Origin of the sequence: Flavicella marina, from assembly GCF_009193215.1 — a bacterium.
Classification (GTDB): domain Bacteria; phylum Bacteroidota; class Bacteroidia; order Flavobacteriales; family Flavobacteriaceae; genus Flavicella; species Flavicella marina.
Map to the genome: position 1 here is coordinate 204,445 of NZ_VYVA01000006.1, position 21,695 is coordinate 226,139.

A 21,695-nucleotide genomic window follows, 5' to 3' on the forward strand; every position below is an offset into this window, starting at 1 on the left:
AAACGATACTATAAATGCTCTTAATTATGTTAAGAGCATTTTTTTTTGATTTTTTTTAAATAAATGATAAATAGCATGTTTTTAATTAGATAGGGGATATAAATTTGTAGGGTAAACAGATAATAATCGGAATAAATATACACTACAGATGGAAAAAAACAAGAAGATTAGTCAAGAGCAAGTAATCAGACATCGTAAAGATACGGTGCGTTACATCAATCTTCAACTAGCTACTTTAGGGCAGCCAATATTTGAAGATAAAGAAGAAAGTGAGTTTAAATATTGCAACCCAAATTTTCATTCGTTAACAAGTGGATTGGTAAAAAACTTAAAAGAATCTACCAGATTATTGTCGAAACATTTGACACCGATCGATCAAAGAATTCAAAATTTTATCGATGATTACTTGTCAGATATAGATGTTTCTCCAAAAGCAGTGTTGCCAAATAATACATTGGTGTTAACTCAAGCCGGACATGCAAGAGAAATTAGTTTACCACCAGATGGTGATGAATTCAAAAGTGAAAATATCACATCGAATAGAGTAAAGCAAGGAATATTGAATAATCCTATTCATGATAAGAGAACTACAAAAGGTACTTTTCATATTGTGGAAGGAGAATTACCTGTGCCACTAGATAAAAAGGAAGTACCAAAACAGGTGTTTGCTCATTTTTTAAATGCTGCATTTAGCCCGTCAGATGACTTAAAAACATTACCATTTACTTCTAGTCAAGAAAAACAAGCCAAAGTAATGGTGTCTTTATTGTTGCGTCCGATGGTGTGTCCAGAGGTAAAAGGAGTAATGCCTAAAAAAACGATGGAGGTACACTTTTTTGCTCCTGGAAGTTTGGTGACGAATTTAGATTTTGTTGAGTCAATCTTTGGAAATGCCGGTGATCCTAATTTAGCACAAAATGACGCCGCATTGAATCCAGAATCATGGACAGGGCATACAGGTTGTATTATTTTAGCTCCGCAGCTAAAGACTTTAAAGAAAAAAGACGTTGGATTACCTCATTACGATGATGCTACAGAGCGTCAGAGAATTGATGGGATGTGTTGGAAAGATGAAAATGAATTGTACAACGACGGTGGAGCCTTTAAAATTACTTGTAGAGATTCAAGAGGTGTGGTAGTTACCTTGATTGCCGATAATTATTTTGGTTACTCTAAAAAAGAAATCAAAACGCAAATTAGTTATTCAGCGAACTTATACGGATTGCTAGAAGAAGAACATTCAGGGGGTGCTATTGCATTTCCAAGAGCTGTAATGGGTGATATTGTAGATGGGAAATCATTTATGGGGAAAGATACTACTGGAAGAACTTTTACTGAAGTAAAAAAGTTTTTAGGAGATCGTATTGCTGTGCAGCCAGAAAATTATGGTATCGATAAAAAATATCCAAATATTATTTATGTGCCACAATCGGCTTATTTCGATACGAATACGAATAGTGTTTCTTGGAATTACGATGGTAAAAAACAAAAACTAGTATTATCTCCCGATAAGACCTATGTTCATCCAACAGGAAATAAGTTCAATTTGGTGAAACATCCGAGTATTTCTCTTTGGAGAATATTGATTACTGCTGCAGAAGGAGTGAATTGTCACAAACCTTGTACGGTGTCAGGAGGTGGGAAATCTGAGATTTCTAAGTCTATGCAAAATGCGATTACATATAAGTCGTTTAATTTACAAGACATAGAAAAAGATTTCAAGCTAGCCGATGAAATTATTGAATACGATTATTCGAAACGTTGGAAAAATTACGATTCAAGTTTGGCACCATCAAGATCATTTTTAAGTCCTGATAGGACATTAGGATCTGCTGTGAAATTATTGATTCCGAATGATAATAATTCAGATGAATTCAATGAGTTTTTAGCTAATATTCCAGTTCATATTCGATCATTGGTACTGTTTATAAAACGTTTGTACAGAAGTGATCATAGAAAATTAAATTGGAAAGATTGTATGTCTGTTGAAGTGATCAACGGCCAGAAAGGAAGCAATTTGAAATACAACGGTACTGAAGTAGTAGGAAGTTATGTAAGAATCGGATTCAATCAAAATGGAGATTGGATGTTGAATAAATTACGATCTGATTTTGCACCGAGTATTAAAATTCAAACAGAAGATGATATATCAGCTTCGATTACGCTTCCAAGCAATCAAATCAAAAATTTGAATCCAGAATACACAAATCAAAGTGTAAAAATTACAGCGAATTGTGAAGCACATTTATTCCAGCGTCCGGATGAAGCGGTGATCCGTGGTTATGATAAAGGAGCTGAAAAAGATTTGGTTTCAGACAATACATTCTTAACTAATTATGAGTTGATGCGTAAAAGTGATGCGATTGCTTTGTACGAAGACACTATTAATTTTGACAAGTATACACAGCCAGTAAAAGATTTGATTATAAGTGTGGTTGAGAGTGAAAAAGAAGAAGAGTATTTTGTTGTGCCATCGCACACGAGAATCGTTGCAGATGGGCCTACAAAGAATCCACGTTATCTTGAACCAAATGTTTTCGTTGAAGAAAATGAAACAAGCTATTTGGCTGAAATCGGAGTGAGATTATCACGTAAAATTGAATCAGAAGATGCGGTTGTAAATGTGGTGAATGCTGTATTGCCAGGAAGAAGAAATAACCCTGTAGATAAAAAAGCGGGAATTCGTCCACTTGCAGTATACAATCCTATCCATTATCAGGAAACACCGGAGTTGTTTATGGATTTTGTGTGTAGTTTGACAGGAAAATCACCATCGACGACAGGAGCAGGTTCCGAAGGAGCTTTAACCAAAGGTCCTTTCAATATGTTAACTCCAACTACGGATTTGAACAATGCACTGCTTTCACATGTGCTAACAGAATCTAATGCTTTTAGTACCGCAGCAGGTTATATTGGTGCCGAAAATAAGGTCGATCATGATGTCAGTTTGTTGATTCCTGAAATTTGGGCTCGTTTGATGCCAGAAGATAGAGATCCAGAAAAATTAATTGCAAATGGTTCTTTAGAAAAGATTGATGATTTTGAGTTTGAAGGAAAAAAAGTATTGGCAAGCCGCTTGGGGTATAGAATTACTGATATTTTCGCTTTGCGTTGTATGAATAGAATCTTCGATGAGCCGACTTCAGTTTTTGACGAGGGTATGTTGCAACCTGAATTGCAAGGAATGGAAGATTATGTAGATGGAATCAACAATATTGTAGAGGCACAACAAAAAGTTGCCCTGCGTTATTTTGAAGATGGAAGTGTAGATGCTGCCATTCCTCCTTTAAAAATATTATTGCATATCATGGCATATGGAACATATGAAGGTAAAGAAATCAGCGACCCTGAATTGAGAAAATATTTTGAGAGAGATGTTATTCTTGAAAGCGATTGGTATAAAGAGCGTTTGTTGCTAAAACAGCAAAAAGATATTGCTTTTTACGAGAAACAAATTGCATATTTAGAAGATTTTGTGAATAATCCTAACAATATAGGTATCGTTGCTGAGATGGATATTGAACAACGATTGGCAAAAGTAAAAGCGAAACATAAAATAGCAAGTGACGCTAGTTATGTAGAAAGTTTAATTGGGACCATAGGTGCAGACCCGCTCTATGTTCTATAATTATGAGTGTTTGTGTTTTAAAAAACTCCTTCTGAAAAGAAGGAGTTTTTTTGTGTCATTTTTTTGATGATTTAAAGAAAGAACCGAGAATACATTTATAAATTTGCCAAAGAATATTTTTTGACATGATTGATGCGATTCGCCGTTTTTTTATCAGTGCCGATTTTTATAAAAGCTTGATTTTTATAATCGCAGCCTTGGTGCCAATTTTAATCAGTTATTTTTATTTCAATCAACCTCAAATAGGTTTTGCCATTGCTTTGGGAGTATTTTACAATGCTCCATCAAATAGTCCAGGTAGTGTGAAGCATCGTACTCTTGGTATGTGTGCGTCAATTGTTTTAACCACATTGGTTACTTTGATTATCGGTTCTGCAGCTGTTCATATTTGGTTGGTTTTGCCCTTGTTGGGAGTATTGACTTTTTTTGTTTCGTATATAGCAGTGTATGGTTTTAGGGCTTCTTTGGTTTCTTTATCTGTTTTGATGGCAATTGTAGTTAGTTTTGCACATTCTTATATACATCTATCAGTAGTCGATTATGCTTTTTTTGTTTTTATTGGTGGTGTTTGGTACTTGTTGGTCGCTACGATTGCGAATTATTTCAATCCGAAAATGTATATAGAAGAATTGCTTTCTGATACCATGAAACTTACAGGAGAATATTTGCAAACAAGAGCTGAATTGTTACTTGAAAATAATAGCAGGCAAAAACTCAATACGCAATTGTTTACACTTCAAGCACAATTGACCCAGAAGCATGAAACACTCAGAGAAATATTATTAACCAATCGTCAGAAATCAGGATTTTCGAATCGAATACGAAGAAAATTTTTGTTGTTTATTGAGTTGGTGGATATGCTTGAACTCGCAGTTGCAAATCCTGTAAATTATGATCGAGTTGATGTTGTTTTCGAATTAAATAGAAACTATTTAAAGACAGTTGCTAGTTTGATTCATGAGATGTCGAATCATTTGGTTTATATATCCAAAGTTATTATTAGAGATGAAAAAGTAGTAGTCAATTCGGACTTAAAAAAAATGCTAGAAAAAATTAGAGTTACAATTGAGGATTACAAAAACGAAGAAACTTTTAACGAATCGAACGAGGGCTTTTTTATTCTTGTGAATATGTTTGAATATCAAACACAACAGGTAAAAAAGATTCGTGCTATTGAACGTGTCTTAAATGTTTTAACCTTGAATAATTCTATTCAAAACAAGGAAAAAACCGACAAACGATTTATCACTCCTCAAGATTATGGAGCCAATAAGTTATTGGTGAACTTTAGTTTGAAGTCTTCAATTTTTAGACATGCTTTGCGTTTATCAATAGCCATGGTCTTTGGTTATTTATTGGGCTATATTTTCGAAGTACAAAACTCTTATTGGATTCTTTTGACCCTTGTGGTAATAATGCGCCCTAGTTATGGATTGACGAAAGAAAGAATGAAACATAGAATTATAGGTACGATTATCGGTGCTGTAGTCGCTGTGATTCTAGTTTATTTAATTCAAGATACGTTTGTTTTCGGAATATTGGCTGTACTTAGTCTTGTGTTGGCTTTGGCATTGGTACAATTAAATTACAGAACTTTTGCCATGTTTATTACTTTGCACATCGTTTTTATGTATGCTTTATATAGTCCTGATATTTTGTTTGCAGTTAAATTTAGAGTGATTGATACGATGGTGGGAGGTAGTATCGCAATACTCGCGAATTTGTTTTTGTTTCCGTCATGGGAGTTTATGACTGTAACAGATTCGATTCTAGAAACGCTTTCTGCAAATAGTATATATTTAAAGAAAATAGAGGCTTCTTATGATGAGAAGCAGACTAAGTTGTCTGAATACAAGCTGTCTAGAAAAAGAGCGTTTTTAGCGATGGGTGAGTTAAATGCTGCTTTTCAAAGAATGACTCAAGAGCCAAAATCAAAACGAAAATATTTTTCTGAAATTTATGATGTTGTGGTAGTAGCGAATACATTTTTAGCAACATTGGCTTCGTTGGGAACCTTTGTGAGAACTCAAAAAAATATCGCAATTTCGGATAAAGTTGCCGTTTTTGTTGAAAACATAGTCGATAACCTAACCAACGGAAAACAAGTACTTTTAAATGAAGAAGTAACTGTTTTACATGAACAGCATGAAATAGAAGAAGCTAGAGTGTCGATTGAAAAACGTTATGATACCTTGGTCAAAAGATATGATAAGGTGCTACTGAAGTCAGAAAATACAGAGCAAGATTTAGGTTCAGTCTCTAAAGAAATAAGACAAACTCAGTTGATTTTAGATCAGTTGTCTTATTTGTATACGCTATCTGAAAGTTTGATCCAAAAAATAAAAATTTATAATAAAGTTTCAAAATAACAATACTATGTATCTAACAACGAACATGACAAAAAACAACGTGTATTCTATTTTGATAGAAGATTGGGATGAAGAAATCACAGGAGTGTTTGTCGCGGAAGGAAAGCTATGGATCTTATTGTTAGACAATCAAAATGATTTTGTTGTCGATGGATTACGTTTCATTCAAAAATCGAAAATTGATGAAGTTCTTCATGAAGAATCAGAAGCTTTTAAGGAAAAAATTTTTGCTTTAAAATACCCAAAGTTTACTTTTCAACTAAATTATGATTTAGATGACACTCAGAAATTACTAAGAAATATTGTAAGTACTCGGGTATTGATTCATTTTGATACAGATGATGAAGAAGAAATCATCGTAGGTAAAATTGAAAAGGTATTCGATGATAGTTTTCAAATTAAAACAATGAATTCAACAGGCGAGTGGGCAGAAAATTTTAATTGTGAATTTTCTGAAGTTACAAGCATTGCATTAGACAATGATTATTTAAAGTCCTTAACATTACTCTTAAATTAAAAGTCGAAACGGTACATAGCACCTGCCATTACCTGAAAACCTTGTACTTGAAAATTCGAGTAAACCTGGTAGTTTGTGTTTAACACGTTGTTCAATTCTAAGAAAGCACTCCATTTTCTGTTGAAAGTGTAATCTGCAGAAAGGTTTATGTCAACATAACCTTTGACTTCTACTAGTGTTTCAGATCCATCAGATGCGATTAAAAGATCTTTTCTTTTTCCTTTTGCATATATTTCTGCTTTTGTAGCCCATTTGCCAAAACTATAAGTTCCAAATAGGGTTCCAACAAAAGGAGGTAAATTCCATGCTTCAGCTTCCGTACTCATGTTATAATTAAAAATAGATAGAGAAGCTCCGGTTTGAATATTTTCAGTAAGCAAAGCATGTATTTGCCCGAATAGTTCAATGGTTGTGGCATTGTCGTACAAAGTGTAAAATGAGTTTCCAGCTTGGTACCCTTTTGCAACCTGAGTAAGACCATCTGTTAGGTTCTGATTAGAGCGGAACAGTAATTTGTCTTTTTCTCTTGAAAGACTTGCATTTACATCATAAAAAATTGAAGAAGTTATTTTTCCTTTCAACCCAGCTACAATTTTATAGCTATTACTTGTAGGTTTGATGTTTAAAGTAGGTGAGACATATGGATTGATGCTCGTGATACTCCTAAAAGAGTTTTGAACAATACCCCCTGTAAAACGACCATAAACGGTAAGAAGTTCGTTGATTAAATTATAGTCAACATGGATATCGGGATAAATAAAGAAACGATTTTTTTTGTTTTCAAGATCGCTGTTGTAGGTAAGAATTGCTCCCAATGAAAGAGATAAATCATCTTTGTTTATCAAGTATTTACCTTTTGCATTTAGGCTTAGGTATCCATAATTTATTTGTGCGGTATTGGTGTAATCATTTTCAAATTCACCGTGTAAGATATCTAGATCGAAACTGGTATAGATAAACTGATCTTCGACTGGGAAATCTACATTGGTGGCAAAATAAAAACGCGATTCATTACTACCGTGTTTGTCAGAAAATTTCTCCAAACTACCTTCAGATTTTTTGAACCACCCTTGTGTCAATTCAATGTTTCCAGTAAGTCTAAAATCGTTGTAAATTTGTTTTTCGTCAATATTATCTGAAACGCTATTATCATAGGTGAATGGAATTCCATACCAATTGTACAAATCTCTTTGATAATAAACATTTGCCTCCCATACTTGCTTTTTCTGAGTGTTTTTGTAGTTTAAGTCTAGAATAGTGTTTAGGTAATTGTTGTTTAAAACCACGTCTTTGATACCACCATTAGAAGATTTATTGTAGAGAAAAAATTTCCCTTCGTGTTCGTCTTTTTGTTTGTATAGAAAACCTTCAACCAATGGTGTACTGTAATTACCAAATCCAACTTTTACATAATCAGGATAACCAGGCTTTTTGTAATTGGTAAGCGCAGAAGTATATCCACCAGGATAAGGGCTAAAAACAGATTGAATCGGATTTGATTTTATTTTATAGGTAGTTTTACTTCTGTCGTTAGACTTTACATCAATAGTTGGGTTTTCAGAAGCTTTAAAGGCATCTGATATGGTAGGTTTGTATGATGTTACAACGTTGATTACTTCTGTGCTAACACTATCTTTTTCTTTCTGAGAAAAAACAGAGAGGCTAGTGAAAATTAGAAGAAGGCATATTTTTTTCATATATAAATGTCTTTGAAATAGTGCAAAATTTTAACGATTAAAATTCTGTTTGTACTTCAGTATCTTTTTTATCAGAAGTTTTCTTTTCTGAATTGTTCTTTAGTTTTTCTAGAGATTGAATTTGATCCAAAATTTCTTGTGCTTCGAGCATTAAATCTTCGTATTGGCCTGCATTTTTAATTACATTTTCTAAAATATAACTCGCTTGAAAAGTGTCTTTTAGACCGATGTTGTTTTCTGCCATTACAATCAAACCTTTGATTCCCCAGTATTTATGGTTGGCATATTTAGATGCTAATTCTTGAATGATTTCATTTGATGCATCATAGCTACCAGCTTTGTTTTTAAAATAAGCATCATAGTAGAGGGCCTCAGCTTTTAAAGCACCCTTGGCGTCTTTGGTAACTTCAGAATAAGCTTTTTCTGCTTTTGGTAAATCATTAAGTTTGATTGCAGATCTCGCTATAAAAATAGTAGCATCTGATTTGATTTGTACATCTGCTTTGTTGTTTTCCAACACTTTTTCTGCGTATGCAATAGTCTCAGTATATTTTTCTTGCGTAAACATTGCCTTCATCAAATTACTTTGTGCGAATAGAATGTTTTGCGGGAAATTTGCTTCGACCTCTAGGCGTTCTAAATAAGGTATTGCATCGGTCCAAGCTTCTTTATCTAAATAGATTTGTATCAGTCTTACCAAAGAAGGTTCAGTGTATTCACTCGAGTTTTGTGAAACAACATATAAGTATTTCGGAAGTGCTTTTTCAGTATTCTCAAGACTAAAATAAGCTTGTGCACTATAAAAATTTGCTTTTAAGGCGTGCAAACCTTCAGGGAAATTGATCAAGTATTTTTTGAAACTATGTGTAGAAGCTAGTAATTCGTTATTCACATATTTTTTCTCAGCAGCTTCAAACATGGCATTGTCTAGGTCAATATCAGAGAATTTAGTGTAATTAATTTTACGGATCCAATCTGCGTATTCATCTACTTTATCAATATCGACATATACTTGACGTGCATTTTGAACCGCCTCTTGTGCTTCTTTGGCATTCGGGTACTTGGCAACAACTGATTTGTATTTTTCGATTGATTTATCAGTGTTGTTTTGATTGAAATAAATCAAACCTTGTTTCAAAATAGCTTTTGGGATATACAGACTGTTTTTATAATTGTCTATCAATTTGTCAAAACTAGCAATCGCGGCATTGTTTTCTTTGGCTTTGATTTGCGCATTTCCTAATTCGTATAAGGCATCATCTTTATAGGTAGATTTTGGATATGTAACATCAAAATCTGCAAGGGTTTCAATTTTACGATCGTTCTTTCTTACAAAACCATAACTGAGTGCTTTTTGAAATTCAGCATAATCTGCATCGATGGTATTGTTTGCAATGACTTTATTATAGGCCTCGATTGCCTCCCAATAACTCTTAGATATAAAATTACAGTCACCCAATCTCACATAGCTATCATTCAATTTTACAGCATCTGATTGTTTGTTTTTTATGTACGAGGTGAAACTTTTTTTTGCGCGTTTGTAATCTTTTAATTTAAAATAAGTATAACCTAAAGCATAGTGAATACTATTGTATTCATCTGTTTTTTTTGCAGCTCGCAAACGTTGAAATCTTTGAAAATCGTTTAGAGCAGCTTTGTAATCATTTAATCTGTATGCTGTTTCTGCCCTCCAAAACATGGATTTCGCTTGAATATCACTTGCTATGACTTGGCTGCTTGCTCTCTTTAAGAAAAGTAATGCATCTTGATATTTAGAGTATTGAAATAATTGCATTCCACGATACATTGAAATTTCGTAATACAACTTGTCTTTTGTCAAATCTCTTTTTGTATAATACCCCAAGGCTCCTTCAAAATCTCTACTAGAAATATAAGTATCAATAATTAATTTATTGATTTCTCTAGAGTTCAAAGAGGTAGTGTAGTTTTCAACATATTCTTGAAGCACAACGGCACTGCTCTTGTACGGGTTTCCAATTTCGTAGCTAAGTTTTGCATAATTGTAGGCTGCATCTTCTTTGATTTCTTCATTAAAATTTAATTCAGAACTATTTTTAAATGCATTCAGTGCTTCTGGTTTTTTATTGAGTTCTAAATAACAAGCCCCTAAATGGTAGTAAGCATTTTGCGCTACTTCGTCTTTTCCTTTTGAGATTCTGTTGAAACGTAGGATTGCGTTTTCGTAATCTTTGATTTTGTAATAAGAATAGCCCAAAAAGTAATGATCTTCGTGTGATAAACGGTTTTTTCTCCCCTTGTAATTATTAAGATGCACAATTGCTTGATCGTATTGCTCTAAATAAAAATAACTTTCACCGACAATTTTTGAAATTTCTGAGACTTCTTTCTTCGTGGATACTTTCAATAATTCCTCTCCAATAATAACTACTTTTTCAAAGTTTTTATTTTGGAATTCGATATTCATTCGATAGTACAGAATATCTTTTTCGTAACGTTTGTTTCCTTCTAACTTGTCGAAGTATTGAATGGCAGTTGAATAATCACCTTGTAGGTATGAAATATATCCGTAATAATAGTTTGCTTCAGGCGTATAATATTTTGAGCGTGTTAATGGTAGAAAATACTGTTTGGCTTCGGTATATTTTTTATTTGAAAAATACGCATACCCCATTTTAAAATTATAAGTATCTTCTTCTTTCGTGTTTAAATGCTCGGGAGATACCTTTTGAAACCATTTTAAAGATTTTGCAGGTTTTCTATGATTGTAATAATAATTTCCAGCTTCAAGGTAAGCGTTATTCGTGTAGTTACTCGAAGGGTAGTTTTCTGCAAATTCAAATAACAAGGCTTCTCCATTATTTTTCTCAGATTTTATGGCGGTAAGCGCTAAGTAATAATCACAGCTTTCAGCTAGGTTTTTGTCAGATGTAACTTCTTTTGAAACACGAGAAAATGCGTCAAAAGCTGCTTCATATATTTCTTTGTTGTATAAATCTAATCCTCTTTGAAATTCGAAATTGGGTTGGCTGAACTTATCTGATTTTTGACTATTTGCCAACACGCAAAAAAAGAGTGTTAGCAGCGAAGTAAAAATTTTTGTAAACTGCATTTAGGTTTCGTTTTATTGTTCAAAAATAAATAATATTCCTTTATAACAACGTAGAGTTGGTAGTTTTTATTGGCTTGTTATTTAAAGAGATAGGTAGCGTTATTTTAATTGCAAATTCTTATTGAATTCGATAAGTTTGTAAAACTAAAAATCTTACATGAAAACACCGATACTAAAGTTAGAGAATGCTACAATTTATCAAGACAAAAACCTTGTGTTGTCTGATGTAAATTTGACTATAGAAAAAGGTGAGTTTTTGTATTTGATCGGTAAAACGGGTTCTGGGAAAAGTAGTCTGATGAAAACTTTATATGGTGATTTAGATTTAAAACAAGGATCTGGTGAAATTGTTGGTTTTGATTTAGCGACCTTAAAGTCAAAAGAAATTCCTTTTTTAAGAAGGAAAATTGGGATTGTTTTTCAAGATTTTAAATTATTAAACGACAGAACAGTTTTTGAAAACCTTCGTTTTGTTTTAAAAGCAACAGGTTGGAAAGATGCTAAAAAAATTGCAGATAAAATTGCTGAAGTTTTGGATAAGGTAGGGATGAAAACCAAAGATTATAAAATGCCATTTCAGTTATCTGGGGGGGAGCAACAAAGAATTGCCATTGCCCGTGCGCTTTTAAATGACCCTGATTTGATCTTGGCTGATGAACCAACAGGAAATTTAGATCCGAAGACTTCTATAGAAGTTATGGATTTGATGAGTGAAATTCACAAAAGTGGTAAATCTATATTAATGGCCACACATGATTATGCTCTGATTCTTAAATTCAAACAAAGAACAATCAAATGTGAAGGAGGGGAGTTGTTTGAAGTTGTGCATCAAGGAGCTTAATTTTCTTGTGCATATTGTACTAACGCTGTATACACAGATTTCCAATTTTTCCATTCATTTTGCTCTGTCAAAGAAGAGTTGTGCCACAAGGATATAAAAGTACCCTCGACAGCTTTTGTTTTTTTGATAATTTCTTTGCTTTTTGCGATGGCTTGCTCTGGAGTTAGGTTCATATAGCTGTTCAAAGTACCATCCATGATCTGAAAAGGATGCAATATTAAACTTGTTTGTTCATTTGTTTTTAGATTAAAAAAAGGATAGGGGTTACAAATACCAGCTCTAAACCCTAATCTGGAAGCAAATCCCAATGTATAATCATCCTTAATTCCTTGTGCAATTAAATTTTCATAAGTTTTTGGAAAGCTAAGTTTTAAAAAATGTTGCCTGCTTTTAGTAATATTTTCATTCAATATGCCTTCCAATCTTTCTTTTTCCACACCCAAAGATTCTTGGTTGTAATTAGAATGGTAGGAAGGGTGTAAGCCTATGGTATTTTTTTGTTGCAGTCTTTTTATTAATTTATTGAATTCAGAAGATTTGTAATGGAGATTTTTGTCATGTGTTCCGTAATTTCCTATTTGAATAAAGAATAAATTGGGCTTTTTATATTTTTCAGATAGGTCTCTGAAAATCTCATAGGTATCAAATGGATCTTTAGAGCTTTTAACAAAATAAGAGAACTTATTCTTAATTTCTTGTGTGTTTATTTGCAGAATGTTTTTGAAAAAACTGATAAATAGTAAAGCTTTGGATTTTCCTTTGTAGGAATAGGCAACATCAATATCAATACTGTTAATGTATTTATATTTTTTCGTTGGAAATTGATAATTTGGATGATTCGTTTCAATTGAGTTTTGTAATTTCTTTACCCAGTAATGAACTACAGGATGTTCAAGAAAATCATGTTTAAAGGCCAAACTATTTTCTGCTTTGAACCTTCCATGAATGTCAAGGTCAGAATTCAGGTATTCTTCATACCGACTTACCATAAAAAATACACAAGCAAATAAATCGTATTGAAATTCGTTTACTGATGATGTTTTGAAAAAATAAGGAACATCATCCTGGTAAACTACTTTCGGAGCATATTTTTCTATCGAGGTTTCAGAAATTATTTGATGCGGTATGATTTGAATGGTGCTCTCAATTTTTTCGGAACTATAATTGATTTTTACAGCATCCTTTATTTGAGTGAACTCTTTTTTATTTAAAATCGAATACTCCACCATAAGCACATGTTTGAAAATCACATCGAGTACATATGTCAAACGATTGTTTACGATATCACTGAAAATAATAATTCGTTTCAAATTAATTCGTTTATAGGAAATAGGATCTTTTTTCTTTAATTATGTTGTAAAAATATAGATTATTCTGCTTTCTCTAACCCAATTTTGTAGGTTGACAAAGCACGTTCTCTCGCAAATTTATGTTCTACCATAGGCAAAGGGTATTCAAGAGAGTCAAATTCAGGAATCCACTTTCGGATATATTTTAATTCTGGATCGAATTTTTTGACTTGCTCTGTAGGATTGAAAACCCTAAAATAAGGAGCAGCATCACAACCAGTCCCTGCCGACCATTGCCAGTTTCCGTTATTCGAAGCCAATTCGTAATCTAATAGTTTTTCAGCAAAGTAAGCTTCTCCCCATTTCCAATCAATCAACAAATGTTTGGTTAAAAAACCGGCCACAATCATACGTACACGATTGTGCATATAGCCCGTTTGGTTCAATTGTCGCATACCAGCATCAACAAAAGGATAACCAGTACTACCTGTTTTCCATTTTTCAAAATCTTCTCTATTGTTTCTCCAAGCAATAAAATCGTATTTTTCTTTAAAATTACGAGCTACTACTTTGGGGAAATGATACAAAATTTGCATAAAAAACTCTCTCCAAATCAGTTCGTTTAAAAACACTTCATTGTGTTTTATTTTTGAAATTATTTTACGAATACTTACCGTTCCAAAGCGTAAATGCGGGCTTAAATAACTTGTCTTGTCTATGGAAGGAATGTTTCTTTCTTGTTCATAGTTGTCTAAAGCATCAATGGTGAAATCGACTACTTTTGTTTTCAAAGTTGAAAACCCGATGGATTCGATTGTTGGAAAATCGAACGTTTCTTTCAGAAAAGATCCCGTATTTTCAGTAGAATATTCATTCAATAAAGCCTCATGAAACTGACTTCTCCATTTGTTTTTATATGGGGTATAAACCGTGTACGGTTTTCCGTCGTTCTTTAAGATGTCATTTTTTTCGAAAATCACTTGGTCTTTAAAGGAATGGAAGGAGATGTTCTTTTTTTGCAATAAACTAGCAACTTGCAGGTCTCTTTTTATTGCATATGGTTCGTAATCTTCATTTGTAAATACTGCATTGATGTCAAAAGTTTCAATCAACTCTTCCCAAATGTCTTCTGGTTTTCCTTTTTTTATTAAAAGACTAGATGATTTTTTATGAAGTGATTTGTTTATGTTTTTTAAGTTTTGGTAAATAAAACTTACTCTTGCATCATCTTTTGGTAATTCAGAAAGAATTTTTTCATCAAAAATAAAAATAGATAACACTGGCAATCCGCTACTCAGAGCATTTGAAAGAGCACAATTGTCTTGTAAACGCAAATCTCTTCGAAACCAAAAGATATTTAATTTTTGTTTTTTTGTATACATCTAATTAGGACTATTTTTTAGATAATTTTTCACAAATTAAACCTAGTTTGTAATAGTTGAAAAGCGCTAAGCTCCCGTAAAAACCTGATTTTAAGAGTACTAAAATAACTGGTTTTTTTAGCTTGAAAAGTAAGTTGTACGCCTTGAGTATTTTTTTCTGTTCAATTTTTTTATAAGCTTTTAATAATTTTATATGCTCGAACAAACCTTCGTCATAGTTATGTTTTTGTATAATGATGTACAGGTTGTCTATGCTTTCACGAACCTTATTTAAATATTCAATATTCGTATCAAATTCGTTGTTGAGAACAGGGTTGTCTATTTGTGAAATTCGATAGCCATTTAAGGTTAGGTTGTATCCAAAAAGGGTGTCTTCGTATCCGTATTTTGTTAAACTTTCGTCGAATTTGTTTTTTTCAAAAACAGTTCTTTCAATCAAAAAATTATTGGTCAAAAAAGCTTTGTTTTTTAATTTTTTTCTGACTTGTATAGGTTTGTTTTCTTTTTTTGTCCCATACTCCCAACGCAACAAATGTTCTCTGTTTGGTTTTTTTGCATGGTAATAACTTCCTCCAAAAACAACTTGAATAGCCTTTTTATTCAAAAGTTTTATGTAATTCTCGAGGTAGTTTATATCCGTGATTTTTGAGTCACAATCCAAAAAAAGTAAGTTGTCGTATTTGGTATGTTTTAGAAATAAATTTCGAATTTTTGCTCTTCCAACATTTTCTGGAAGTTCAATATAAGTGCTTTCAGCACAAGTTTTTCTGTTTGCAATTTTAAATGCTTCCTTTGAGTCATCATCGATAACCACAATTTCAATCTCTTTTTTCGAAGAATCTATTTGAGCCTGTAAGGCGCAATAAAGTTCTGCTATTTCTAAGTTAAAAACAGGGATGCAAATAGAAAGCATTGGCTAAATTATATTTTTATAAAGATAAATTAATTTTTCACTCTCCATTTCCCAATTAAAATCTTGTTTTGCTAACTGCAAATGTTTTTTGAACGAATTGTATTTAGATTTGTTTTTACAAATATCCTCTATTTGATTTGCTAAATCAAGAGGAGTTCTCTTTTTTAGAACTTCTCCGATTTTATTATCGAGTACGATTTTTTTCATTTCTGGTAAATCCGAGACCAAACAAGGAACTTCTGCTTGGATATAATCAAATAATTTATTGGGTAAAGCGTATCGATAATTTAGACCTAAATCTTCTTCTAGACTTAGTCCGATAGTAGCCAACGGAGTGAGTGTCTTTAATTCCTCAGGAACAATACTTCCAAGAAAATGAACCTTTTCTTTAAGAGCTTCATTTTTTGCAAGGAACTTTAATTCGTCGAATAAATCTCCATTTCCAATTATCACCAGAATATGCTCTTTTAGAAGTTTCATGCTTTCTAACATGAGTTCAATTCCACGTCCTTTATTAACTGCTCCTTGATATAACAATAGATATTTGTTTTCTGTATCAATGATGAATTCTCTGGTTACAATTTCTGTTGTTTTTGGGACGTTTTTTACCACTTGAAATGGAACATTGTATTTTTTTTCATAAAATGAAGCGATACTATCGCACACGGTAATGCAATTTTTTAGCCGTGGAACTATTTTTTTTTCGATTTCCGACCAAATTTGTTGAACTTTGGGTCTGTCAACTAATTCTGGTACTTCAGTAAATAATTCATGACTATCATAGACCAACGGTTTTTTTAGCAATTTAGCTATCAAATAATTTGGTAACAAGGTATCTAAATCATTCGAATGCAATATGTCTTTTTTTAAAAATAGTAGTTTAAAAAAAAGACGAAGATTGTATTCAGCATAAAATAAAAATCCATTATTATAGAATAGTTGCATTCTAATGGTCTTGTATTCTCTGTTTAGGTCGAGACTATGTTTTAATTTTCTACCAATTAGTGTAACCTCAAAACCATTTTCAATCAAGGTTGTACATACTTTATGTACACGTTGATCGGTGGTTAAATCATTGGTTACAGAAACAAGAATTTTTTTCAAAGGTTGAGAAAAGTTGGTTCTAAATAGACTACCAAAATACTCATTTTTATTGTATCGAAGTCGAAAAAATAAAACTCTCTGTAAACAATAAGTTTATAGAGAGTTTTTTGTGGAGATGCTGGGAATGCTCTAGTGTAGTAAAGTGGATTGATACAGGCCTAATGGTCACAGAGCATGAAATATGGTCTGCAATTGCAAGTAGTGATATTTCATTAGTTGAGCATAGCGAACGTAATGATTTTATTACGCCAAAATGTGATATTTTTGTTTGGAGGAGACCATCTGATGGACATACTGATATTGTAACAGGTGTATCTGCCGACAAAAAAACAATATATGTACTTGAATCTATAGGTTCATCTGGTGGTAGAGAAGAAGACACCTTCAATAAACAACAAGGAGTAGATAAAGTAAGAAACTGCCAATACAAGGTAGGTAGTAAAGCACTTTCTAGACATAAAGATTTTAAAGGTTACCATAGATTGAAATTATAAATCAAGAAATATGAAAAATATATTAGTAGCATTGTTGTTGACATACAGTTTTTGTTTAAAAGCACAAACACCATTGGAAAATTTTTTAAACAATTTATCAGAATTACCAAAACATTCAGAATATACAAATTTTGACAGAGAACTTTATGAGAATTTTACAGGATTTAGTGTTAAGCCGTACTCATCTGAGTTGTCCAGTGGAAATTATTTTTATATTGGCTATATGGGAAAAGAAAGAAGTATGGATATTGGAGCAATAAATGACATATATCTAGGAAAGTACAGCTTAACACCTTCGATATTTACAATTTTGATTAAATATGTACCAGAAGGTTTTGTGGGAACTACTTTTACATTATTAAATATCAAAAAAGAAAAAAACACCTTTATTCAAGTTTCAGAATTAGAGGTTGCATATACTGGTACGAATGAATTTGTTGATTTTTATTTTTTAAATAATAAAATAAAAGTTTTATACGCTACGGAATCTTTAGGAAAGGGAATTACTTATATCATAAATGATAATGGAGAATTTATTATTGAATCCTCACAAGAATTTGATGAAGCTAATTATCAAGGAATATTTAGTTACTAAAGAAATATCGTTTTTTACTTTTTATTGATGACACTGCTGGCACATTATTAAAAGATGGAGAGATACATCTTATCTTATGCAGAAACAAGTATAAGGATACTTATACAATTTACAGAGTAGGAAACACAACTTCTTCTAATATTAAATAAAGGAGAAAATAATATTTATAAGTGGGAAGACCTTACTGAGTTGAAATTAAAATATATTGAGTCATTAAAAACTAAATAAAATTATGAGACTAAAAATTATTATTGCATTTGTTTTATTTGGTTTTACAACAAACGCCCAGTCAGCTCTTGAGTATATAAATAGTCTACCCGAATTTAATTTACCAGATAAGTTTGGTACATCAAATTTACTTATAATGAGCCTTCGCTCTCAACATTATCCTGAAATACCTGATGATTTATTGAATTTATGGGAAGGTGCTAATGTAGTGATAGTAGATGAGACGGGGAAGGAATTTGATTCGACAGCTTGGTATTTTAATGATGTAACTAAACCTGTGGGAAAAATATCTATGAGGAATGATTTTATAGTTGTGTTCTTTTGTAACTTTGAAGATAATGGATCCCAAACATCTGGCTTTATAGCAAGTTTTGATACTTTAGGAAACTTAGTGTCTACAAATAGTTGTTACAACGAAGATATTGAAGGAACAGGTTTTTTTAGAAGTTCCATCCAAAACAAACTCATCATACTTACTTCTACAGAAGAAGATGGAGTGACTGAAGATATCATTAAAGTAAATGATAATGGTTATTTTGAGACGATTAGTTTTATTAAAGAAATTCAAGGTTATCAGTTTGATTAAAACTCATCATGGATTTTGAATTTCAAAAATAGATTCTTTATCATATTCTATTATATTCGAAGATAGAAACTATCAAATATTGAACCAAATAATCAAGAAAAAAAATTGTCAACTAGATTGTCAACCAGAAAAACAAACCCTTACAAACACTAGGTTTATAAGGGTTTAAAGTGGAGACGCCGGGAATCGAACCCGGGTCCAAACAAGCAATCGCGTAGCTTTCTACATGCATAGTTTTTATCAAATTTTCGACAAAAAGCTAGTCAAAAACAACTTACTTTAAGCTTAACTTATTAGAGTTTCAGAAAAGCAGCTAAGTAATACTTTTCCTATCTAGACTTTTACGACACCTCTAAATTGTACGCGGTCTATCAGCGCTTACATGAGATGCATAGCTTGCTCACCTTGTGAGCCGAGGCCAATCTTACTGTAATTCAGATTAGGCAGCCATGGCGAAAGATTCTTCACCGTTTATTGTTTTGGAACCTCGATTTACGAGAATGAGCTCCATCTCTCGACATGCTTACTAGTTAATTGATCTCGCTGTCAAAACCAGTCGTCCCCTTTTTTATGAATACACATAAAATCAATGGTCAGCAAAATTAATTAAAATAAAAAGATATTAAGCCTTCATTGTAAGAGAAATTTCAAAAGAAATAATATTTTTGAACTACTTAAAATTGTAGGATGCAAGACCAGCAAGAATATTTAAAAAAATTAGCACATACTAGAATGCCTTTTGGAAAATTCAAAGGAACTTATTTGATTGATTTACCCGAACATTACATTGTTTGGTACAATGCAAAAGGGTTTCCAAAAGGACAAATTGGAGACATGCTCCGGTTAGTTTATGAATTAAAACTAAATGGTTTGGAATATTTGATACATAAAATTCGGAAAGATTCTAATCAATAATCTAATCGACATAAAATTTAACAATCATATCTGTATCAATCAGTATCTTTAGTGCTATCTTTTTTTTGTTTTTTCTAGGAATGTTTAGTGTTGTAATTCCTCCATTTATTTCAGGAATAATTGTCGTTAAATAATAATCATTATCAAAAGCATAGCCGAATTCAGTATCATTTGAAGCTCCTATTAATTTTATACTGATGAATTCATCATTTCCAGAAATAATTCCCGTTGTTGGAGCTATCAATTGCAATTCTTCTTTGAAAAATAAGGAAGCATAATTGGGTTGATTCGTGAATTCTTTTTCATTCAAAGGAGATGAAAGTAGTTGCCAATTTTTATCTTCTGGGTAATGTGATGTAATGAGTTCTTCAGGAGCTACTAAAAAATAATAGTCATCAAAATCACGAACCCAATGGTTTGCATCTCTGGAATGACCCGCACCCCATGTATTATCGACTAGTTTCCATTCATTTTTGATTTTCATGGCATTCCAAGCATGGTTTCCTTCTAAGGGTAATTTTCCAATTTCCCAACTAGAACCACGAGTGTATCCACTAATTACAACACAATCTATGTTTAATAAATCACAAGCTTGTTTGAATGTTTCAGCATATCCTTCACAAACAGCTCGCTTGTAATTCATGGTGAAAGTTACAATGTCTTGTTTGCGAGTATTGATTTTAGTTTCAAGTTCCTCTGGAGAAGCATAATTGAATTTGTAATTTTTAGGGCCGTAATTGTAATCGTTTAAATCATATGAGATGTTTGCTGTGAGCCAAACAAATAAGGCTCTTGCTCGTTTTATGTCAGAGTCAAAATCTCTTTCAATATATGCAGTTAATAATTGCAATGAATTGATGTTAGAATCATATGTTTTTGCAATACTGTCTACGTTGTGAAATTCCTGCGCAGTAGTGTTCACCACAAGGAGTAAACTAAAAAAAAGAAAAGACCGTTTCACATTTCTGAAAAACAGTCTTTGTATATTTTGTAATAAGAACATTAACTAAGGGTGTTGATCGTTTTTCTGATAGCAACTAAATTACTAAGTAATCCTTCTAAGTGCTGTAAATCTAACATGTTTGCTCCGTCAGATTTAGCATTTGCGGGATCGAAATGCGTTTCAATAAATAATCCATCCACTCCTGTTGCAATCCCCGCGCGAGCAATCGTTTCAATCATATCTGGTCTTCCTCCAGTTACGCCACTGGTTTGATTTGGTTGTTGTAGAGAATGAGTTACATCTAAAACAGTAGGGGCAAAGACTTTCATTTCTGGAATTCCTCTAAAATCTACAATCATATCTTGATAACCAAACATCGTTCCTCTATCGGTAATCCAAGCTTTTTCATTTCCACTATCTATTACTTTTTGCACAGCATGTTTCATAGCTCCAGGACTCATAAATTGCCCTTTCTTTAGATTTACTACCTTACCTGTTTTAGCTGCTGCTGCAACTAAATCGGTCTGTCTAACTAAAAATGCTGGAATTTGCAATACATCTACGTATTCTGCTGCAATTGCGGCATCTTCGTTTGTATGGATATCTGTGACTGTTGGAACATCAAAAGTTTCTGAAACTTTGCGCAATATCTTTAAGGCTTTTTCATCTCCAATTCCTGTAAAACTATCAATTCTAGAACGGTTGGCTTTTTTAAAACTTCCTTTAAATACATAAGGAATTTCTAATTTATTCGTGATTGAAACTACTTTTTCAGCAATTCTTAAGGCCATGTCTTCTCCTTCAATGGCACAAGGACCTGCTAAAAGAAAAAAGTTACCACTGTTTGTGTGTTTTATTTTAGGAATAAGATTTAAATCCATTTGTTTTGTTTTTTTGACAAAGATAGGTTTTCAATTAGCAACTCGCAATTAACAAAATGTAATAGAAAACATTTTCAATCATATGAATTCTCTATGGTGTTTCGTTTTTTTCTAAAGACAAAATATTATTTTTTAATTTACCTGCTACCTGCTACCTGCTACCTGCTACCTGCTACCTGCTACCTGCTACCTGCTACCTGCTACCTGCTACCTGCTACCTGC

At 32.5% G+C, this 21,695-nt stretch carries 16 protein-coding genes and 1 other RNA gene; 8 read left to right on the forward strand and 9 right to left on the reverse strand.

The window, feature by feature from the left end; genetic code table 11:
- The first annotated feature begins 148 nt into the window (after positions 1–148).
- The 3 genes from F6P99_RS12635 to F6P99_RS12645 all read left to right on the forward strand — a co-directional run bounded on the left by F6P99_RS12635 (position 149) and on the right by F6P99_RS12645 (position 6,514).
- Complete coding sequence (locus F6P99_RS12635) at positions 149–3,628, forward strand: hypothetical protein (protein ID WP_152287854.1); 3,480 nt, start codon at positions 149–151, stop codon at positions 3,626–3,628.
- 125 nt (positions 3,629–3,753) lie between these two features.
- The gene (locus F6P99_RS12640) at positions 3,754–5,997 is read left to right on the forward strand and encodes an FUSC family protein (protein ID WP_152287855.1); all 2,244 of its coding nucleotides are present in this window, start codon (positions 3,754–3,756) and stop codon (positions 5,995–5,997) included.
- A gap of 7 nt (positions 5,998–6,004) precedes the next feature.
- Positions 6,005–6,514 carry a hypothetical protein gene (locus F6P99_RS12645; protein WP_152287856.1) on the forward strand — a complete coding sequence of 170 codons (510 nt, stop codon included), beginning with the start codon at positions 6,005–6,007 and terminating at the stop codon, positions 6,512–6,514.
- On the opposite strand, the gene F6P99_RS12650 is transcribed toward F6P99_RS12645, so the two are convergent.
- Complete coding sequence (locus F6P99_RS12650) at positions 6,511–8,211, reverse strand: TonB-dependent receptor (protein WP_152287857.1); 1,701 nt, start codon at positions 8,209–8,211, stop codon at positions 6,511–6,513. The two genes, F6P99_RS12645 and F6P99_RS12650, sit on opposite strands and share 4 nt — an antisense overlap.
- Before the next feature lie 37 nt (positions 8,212–8,248).
- Positions 8,249–11,302: a tetratricopeptide repeat protein gene (locus tag F6P99_RS12655; RefSeq protein ID WP_152287858.1), complete on the reverse strand. Its 3,054-nt coding sequence runs from the start codon at positions 11,300–11,302 to the stop codon at positions 8,249–8,251.
- A gap of 157 nt (positions 11,303–11,459) precedes the next feature.
- On the opposite strand from F6P99_RS12655, the gene F6P99_RS12660 reads away from it, so the two are divergent.
- Complete coding sequence (locus tag F6P99_RS12660) at positions 11,460–12,143, forward strand: cell division ATP-binding protein FtsE (protein WP_152287859.1); 684 nt, start codon at positions 11,460–11,462, stop codon at positions 12,141–12,143.
- On the opposite strand, the gene F6P99_RS12665 is transcribed toward F6P99_RS12660, so the two are convergent.
- From F6P99_RS12665 to F6P99_RS12680, 4 genes are read right to left on the reverse strand one after another with little or no spacing between them, the layout of a single operon-like run.
- On the reverse strand, positions 12,140–13,453 hold the full coding sequence (locus F6P99_RS12665; protein WP_152287860.1) for a polysaccharide deacetylase family protein: 1,314 nt from the start codon (positions 13,451–13,453) through the stop codon (positions 12,140–12,142). The genes F6P99_RS12660 and F6P99_RS12665 overlap by 4 nt on opposite strands.
- 59 nt (positions 13,454–13,512) lie before the next feature.
- The gene (locus tag F6P99_RS12670; RefSeq protein WP_152287861.1) at positions 13,513–14,814 is read right to left on the reverse strand and encodes a cryptochrome/photolyase family protein; all 1,302 of its coding nucleotides are present in this window, start codon (positions 14,812–14,814) and stop codon (positions 13,513–13,515) included.
- A 10-nt stretch (positions 14,815–14,824) separates the two neighbouring features.
- A complete protein-coding gene (locus F6P99_RS12675) occupies positions 14,825–15,727 on the reverse strand; it encodes a glycosyltransferase family 2 protein (protein ID WP_152287862.1) in 903 nt (300 codons plus the stop codon).
- A gap of 3 nt (positions 15,728–15,730) precedes the next feature.
- Entirely contained in the window at positions 15,731–16,831 is a 1,101-nt protein-coding gene (locus F6P99_RS12680) for a glycosyltransferase (RefSeq protein ID WP_152287863.1), read from the reverse strand.
- A 161-nt stretch (positions 16,832–16,992) separates the two neighbouring features.
- Between F6P99_RS12680 and F6P99_RS12685 the strand changes: the two genes are divergently transcribed.
- The 3 genes from F6P99_RS12685 (at position 16,993) to F6P99_RS12695 (ending at position 18,734) form a co-directional block, all read left to right on the forward strand.
- Positions 16,993–17,325, forward strand: coding sequence for a hypothetical protein (locus F6P99_RS12685; protein WP_152287864.1), 333 nt, complete (start codon positions 16,993–16,995; stop codon positions 17,323–17,325).
- 10 nt (positions 17,326–17,335) lie between these two features.
- A complete protein-coding gene (locus F6P99_RS12690) occupies positions 17,336–17,920 on the forward strand; it encodes a hypothetical protein (RefSeq protein ID WP_152287865.1) in 585 nt (194 codons plus the stop codon).
- Positions 17,921–18,284: 364 nt separating this feature from the next.
- The gene (locus F6P99_RS12695; protein ID WP_152287866.1) at positions 18,285–18,734 is read left to right on the forward strand and encodes a hypothetical protein; all 450 of its coding nucleotides are present in this window, start codon (positions 18,285–18,287) and stop codon (positions 18,732–18,734) included.
- 168 nt (positions 18,735–18,902) lie between these two features.
- Here the strand turns inward: F6P99_RS12695 and ssrA are convergent.
- Positions 18,903–19,298: a transfer-messenger RNA gene (ssrA, locus tag F6P99_RS12700) on the reverse strand.
- A 123-nt stretch (positions 19,299–19,421) separates the two neighbouring features.
- On the opposite strand from ssrA, the gene F6P99_RS12705 reads away from it, so the two are divergent.
- Positions 19,422–19,649: a DUF3820 family protein gene (locus F6P99_RS12705; RefSeq protein ID WP_152287867.1), complete on the forward strand. Its 228-nt coding sequence runs from the start codon at positions 19,422–19,424 to the stop codon at positions 19,647–19,649.
- A gap of 1 nt (position 19,650) precedes the next feature.
- On the opposite strand, the gene F6P99_RS12710 is transcribed toward F6P99_RS12705, so the two are convergent.
- A complete protein-coding gene (locus F6P99_RS12710) occupies positions 19,651–20,571 on the reverse strand; it encodes a transglutaminase domain-containing protein (RefSeq protein ID WP_193316080.1) in 921 nt (306 codons plus the stop codon).
- Positions 20,572–20,651: 80 nt separating this feature from the next.
- Positions 20,652–21,473 carry a 3-deoxy-8-phosphooctulonate synthase gene (kdsA, locus tag F6P99_RS12715; protein WP_152287869.1) on the reverse strand — a complete coding sequence of 274 codons (822 nt, stop codon included), beginning with the start codon at positions 21,471–21,473 and terminating at the stop codon, positions 20,652–20,654.
- Positions 21,474–21,695: the final 222 nt, after the last annotated feature.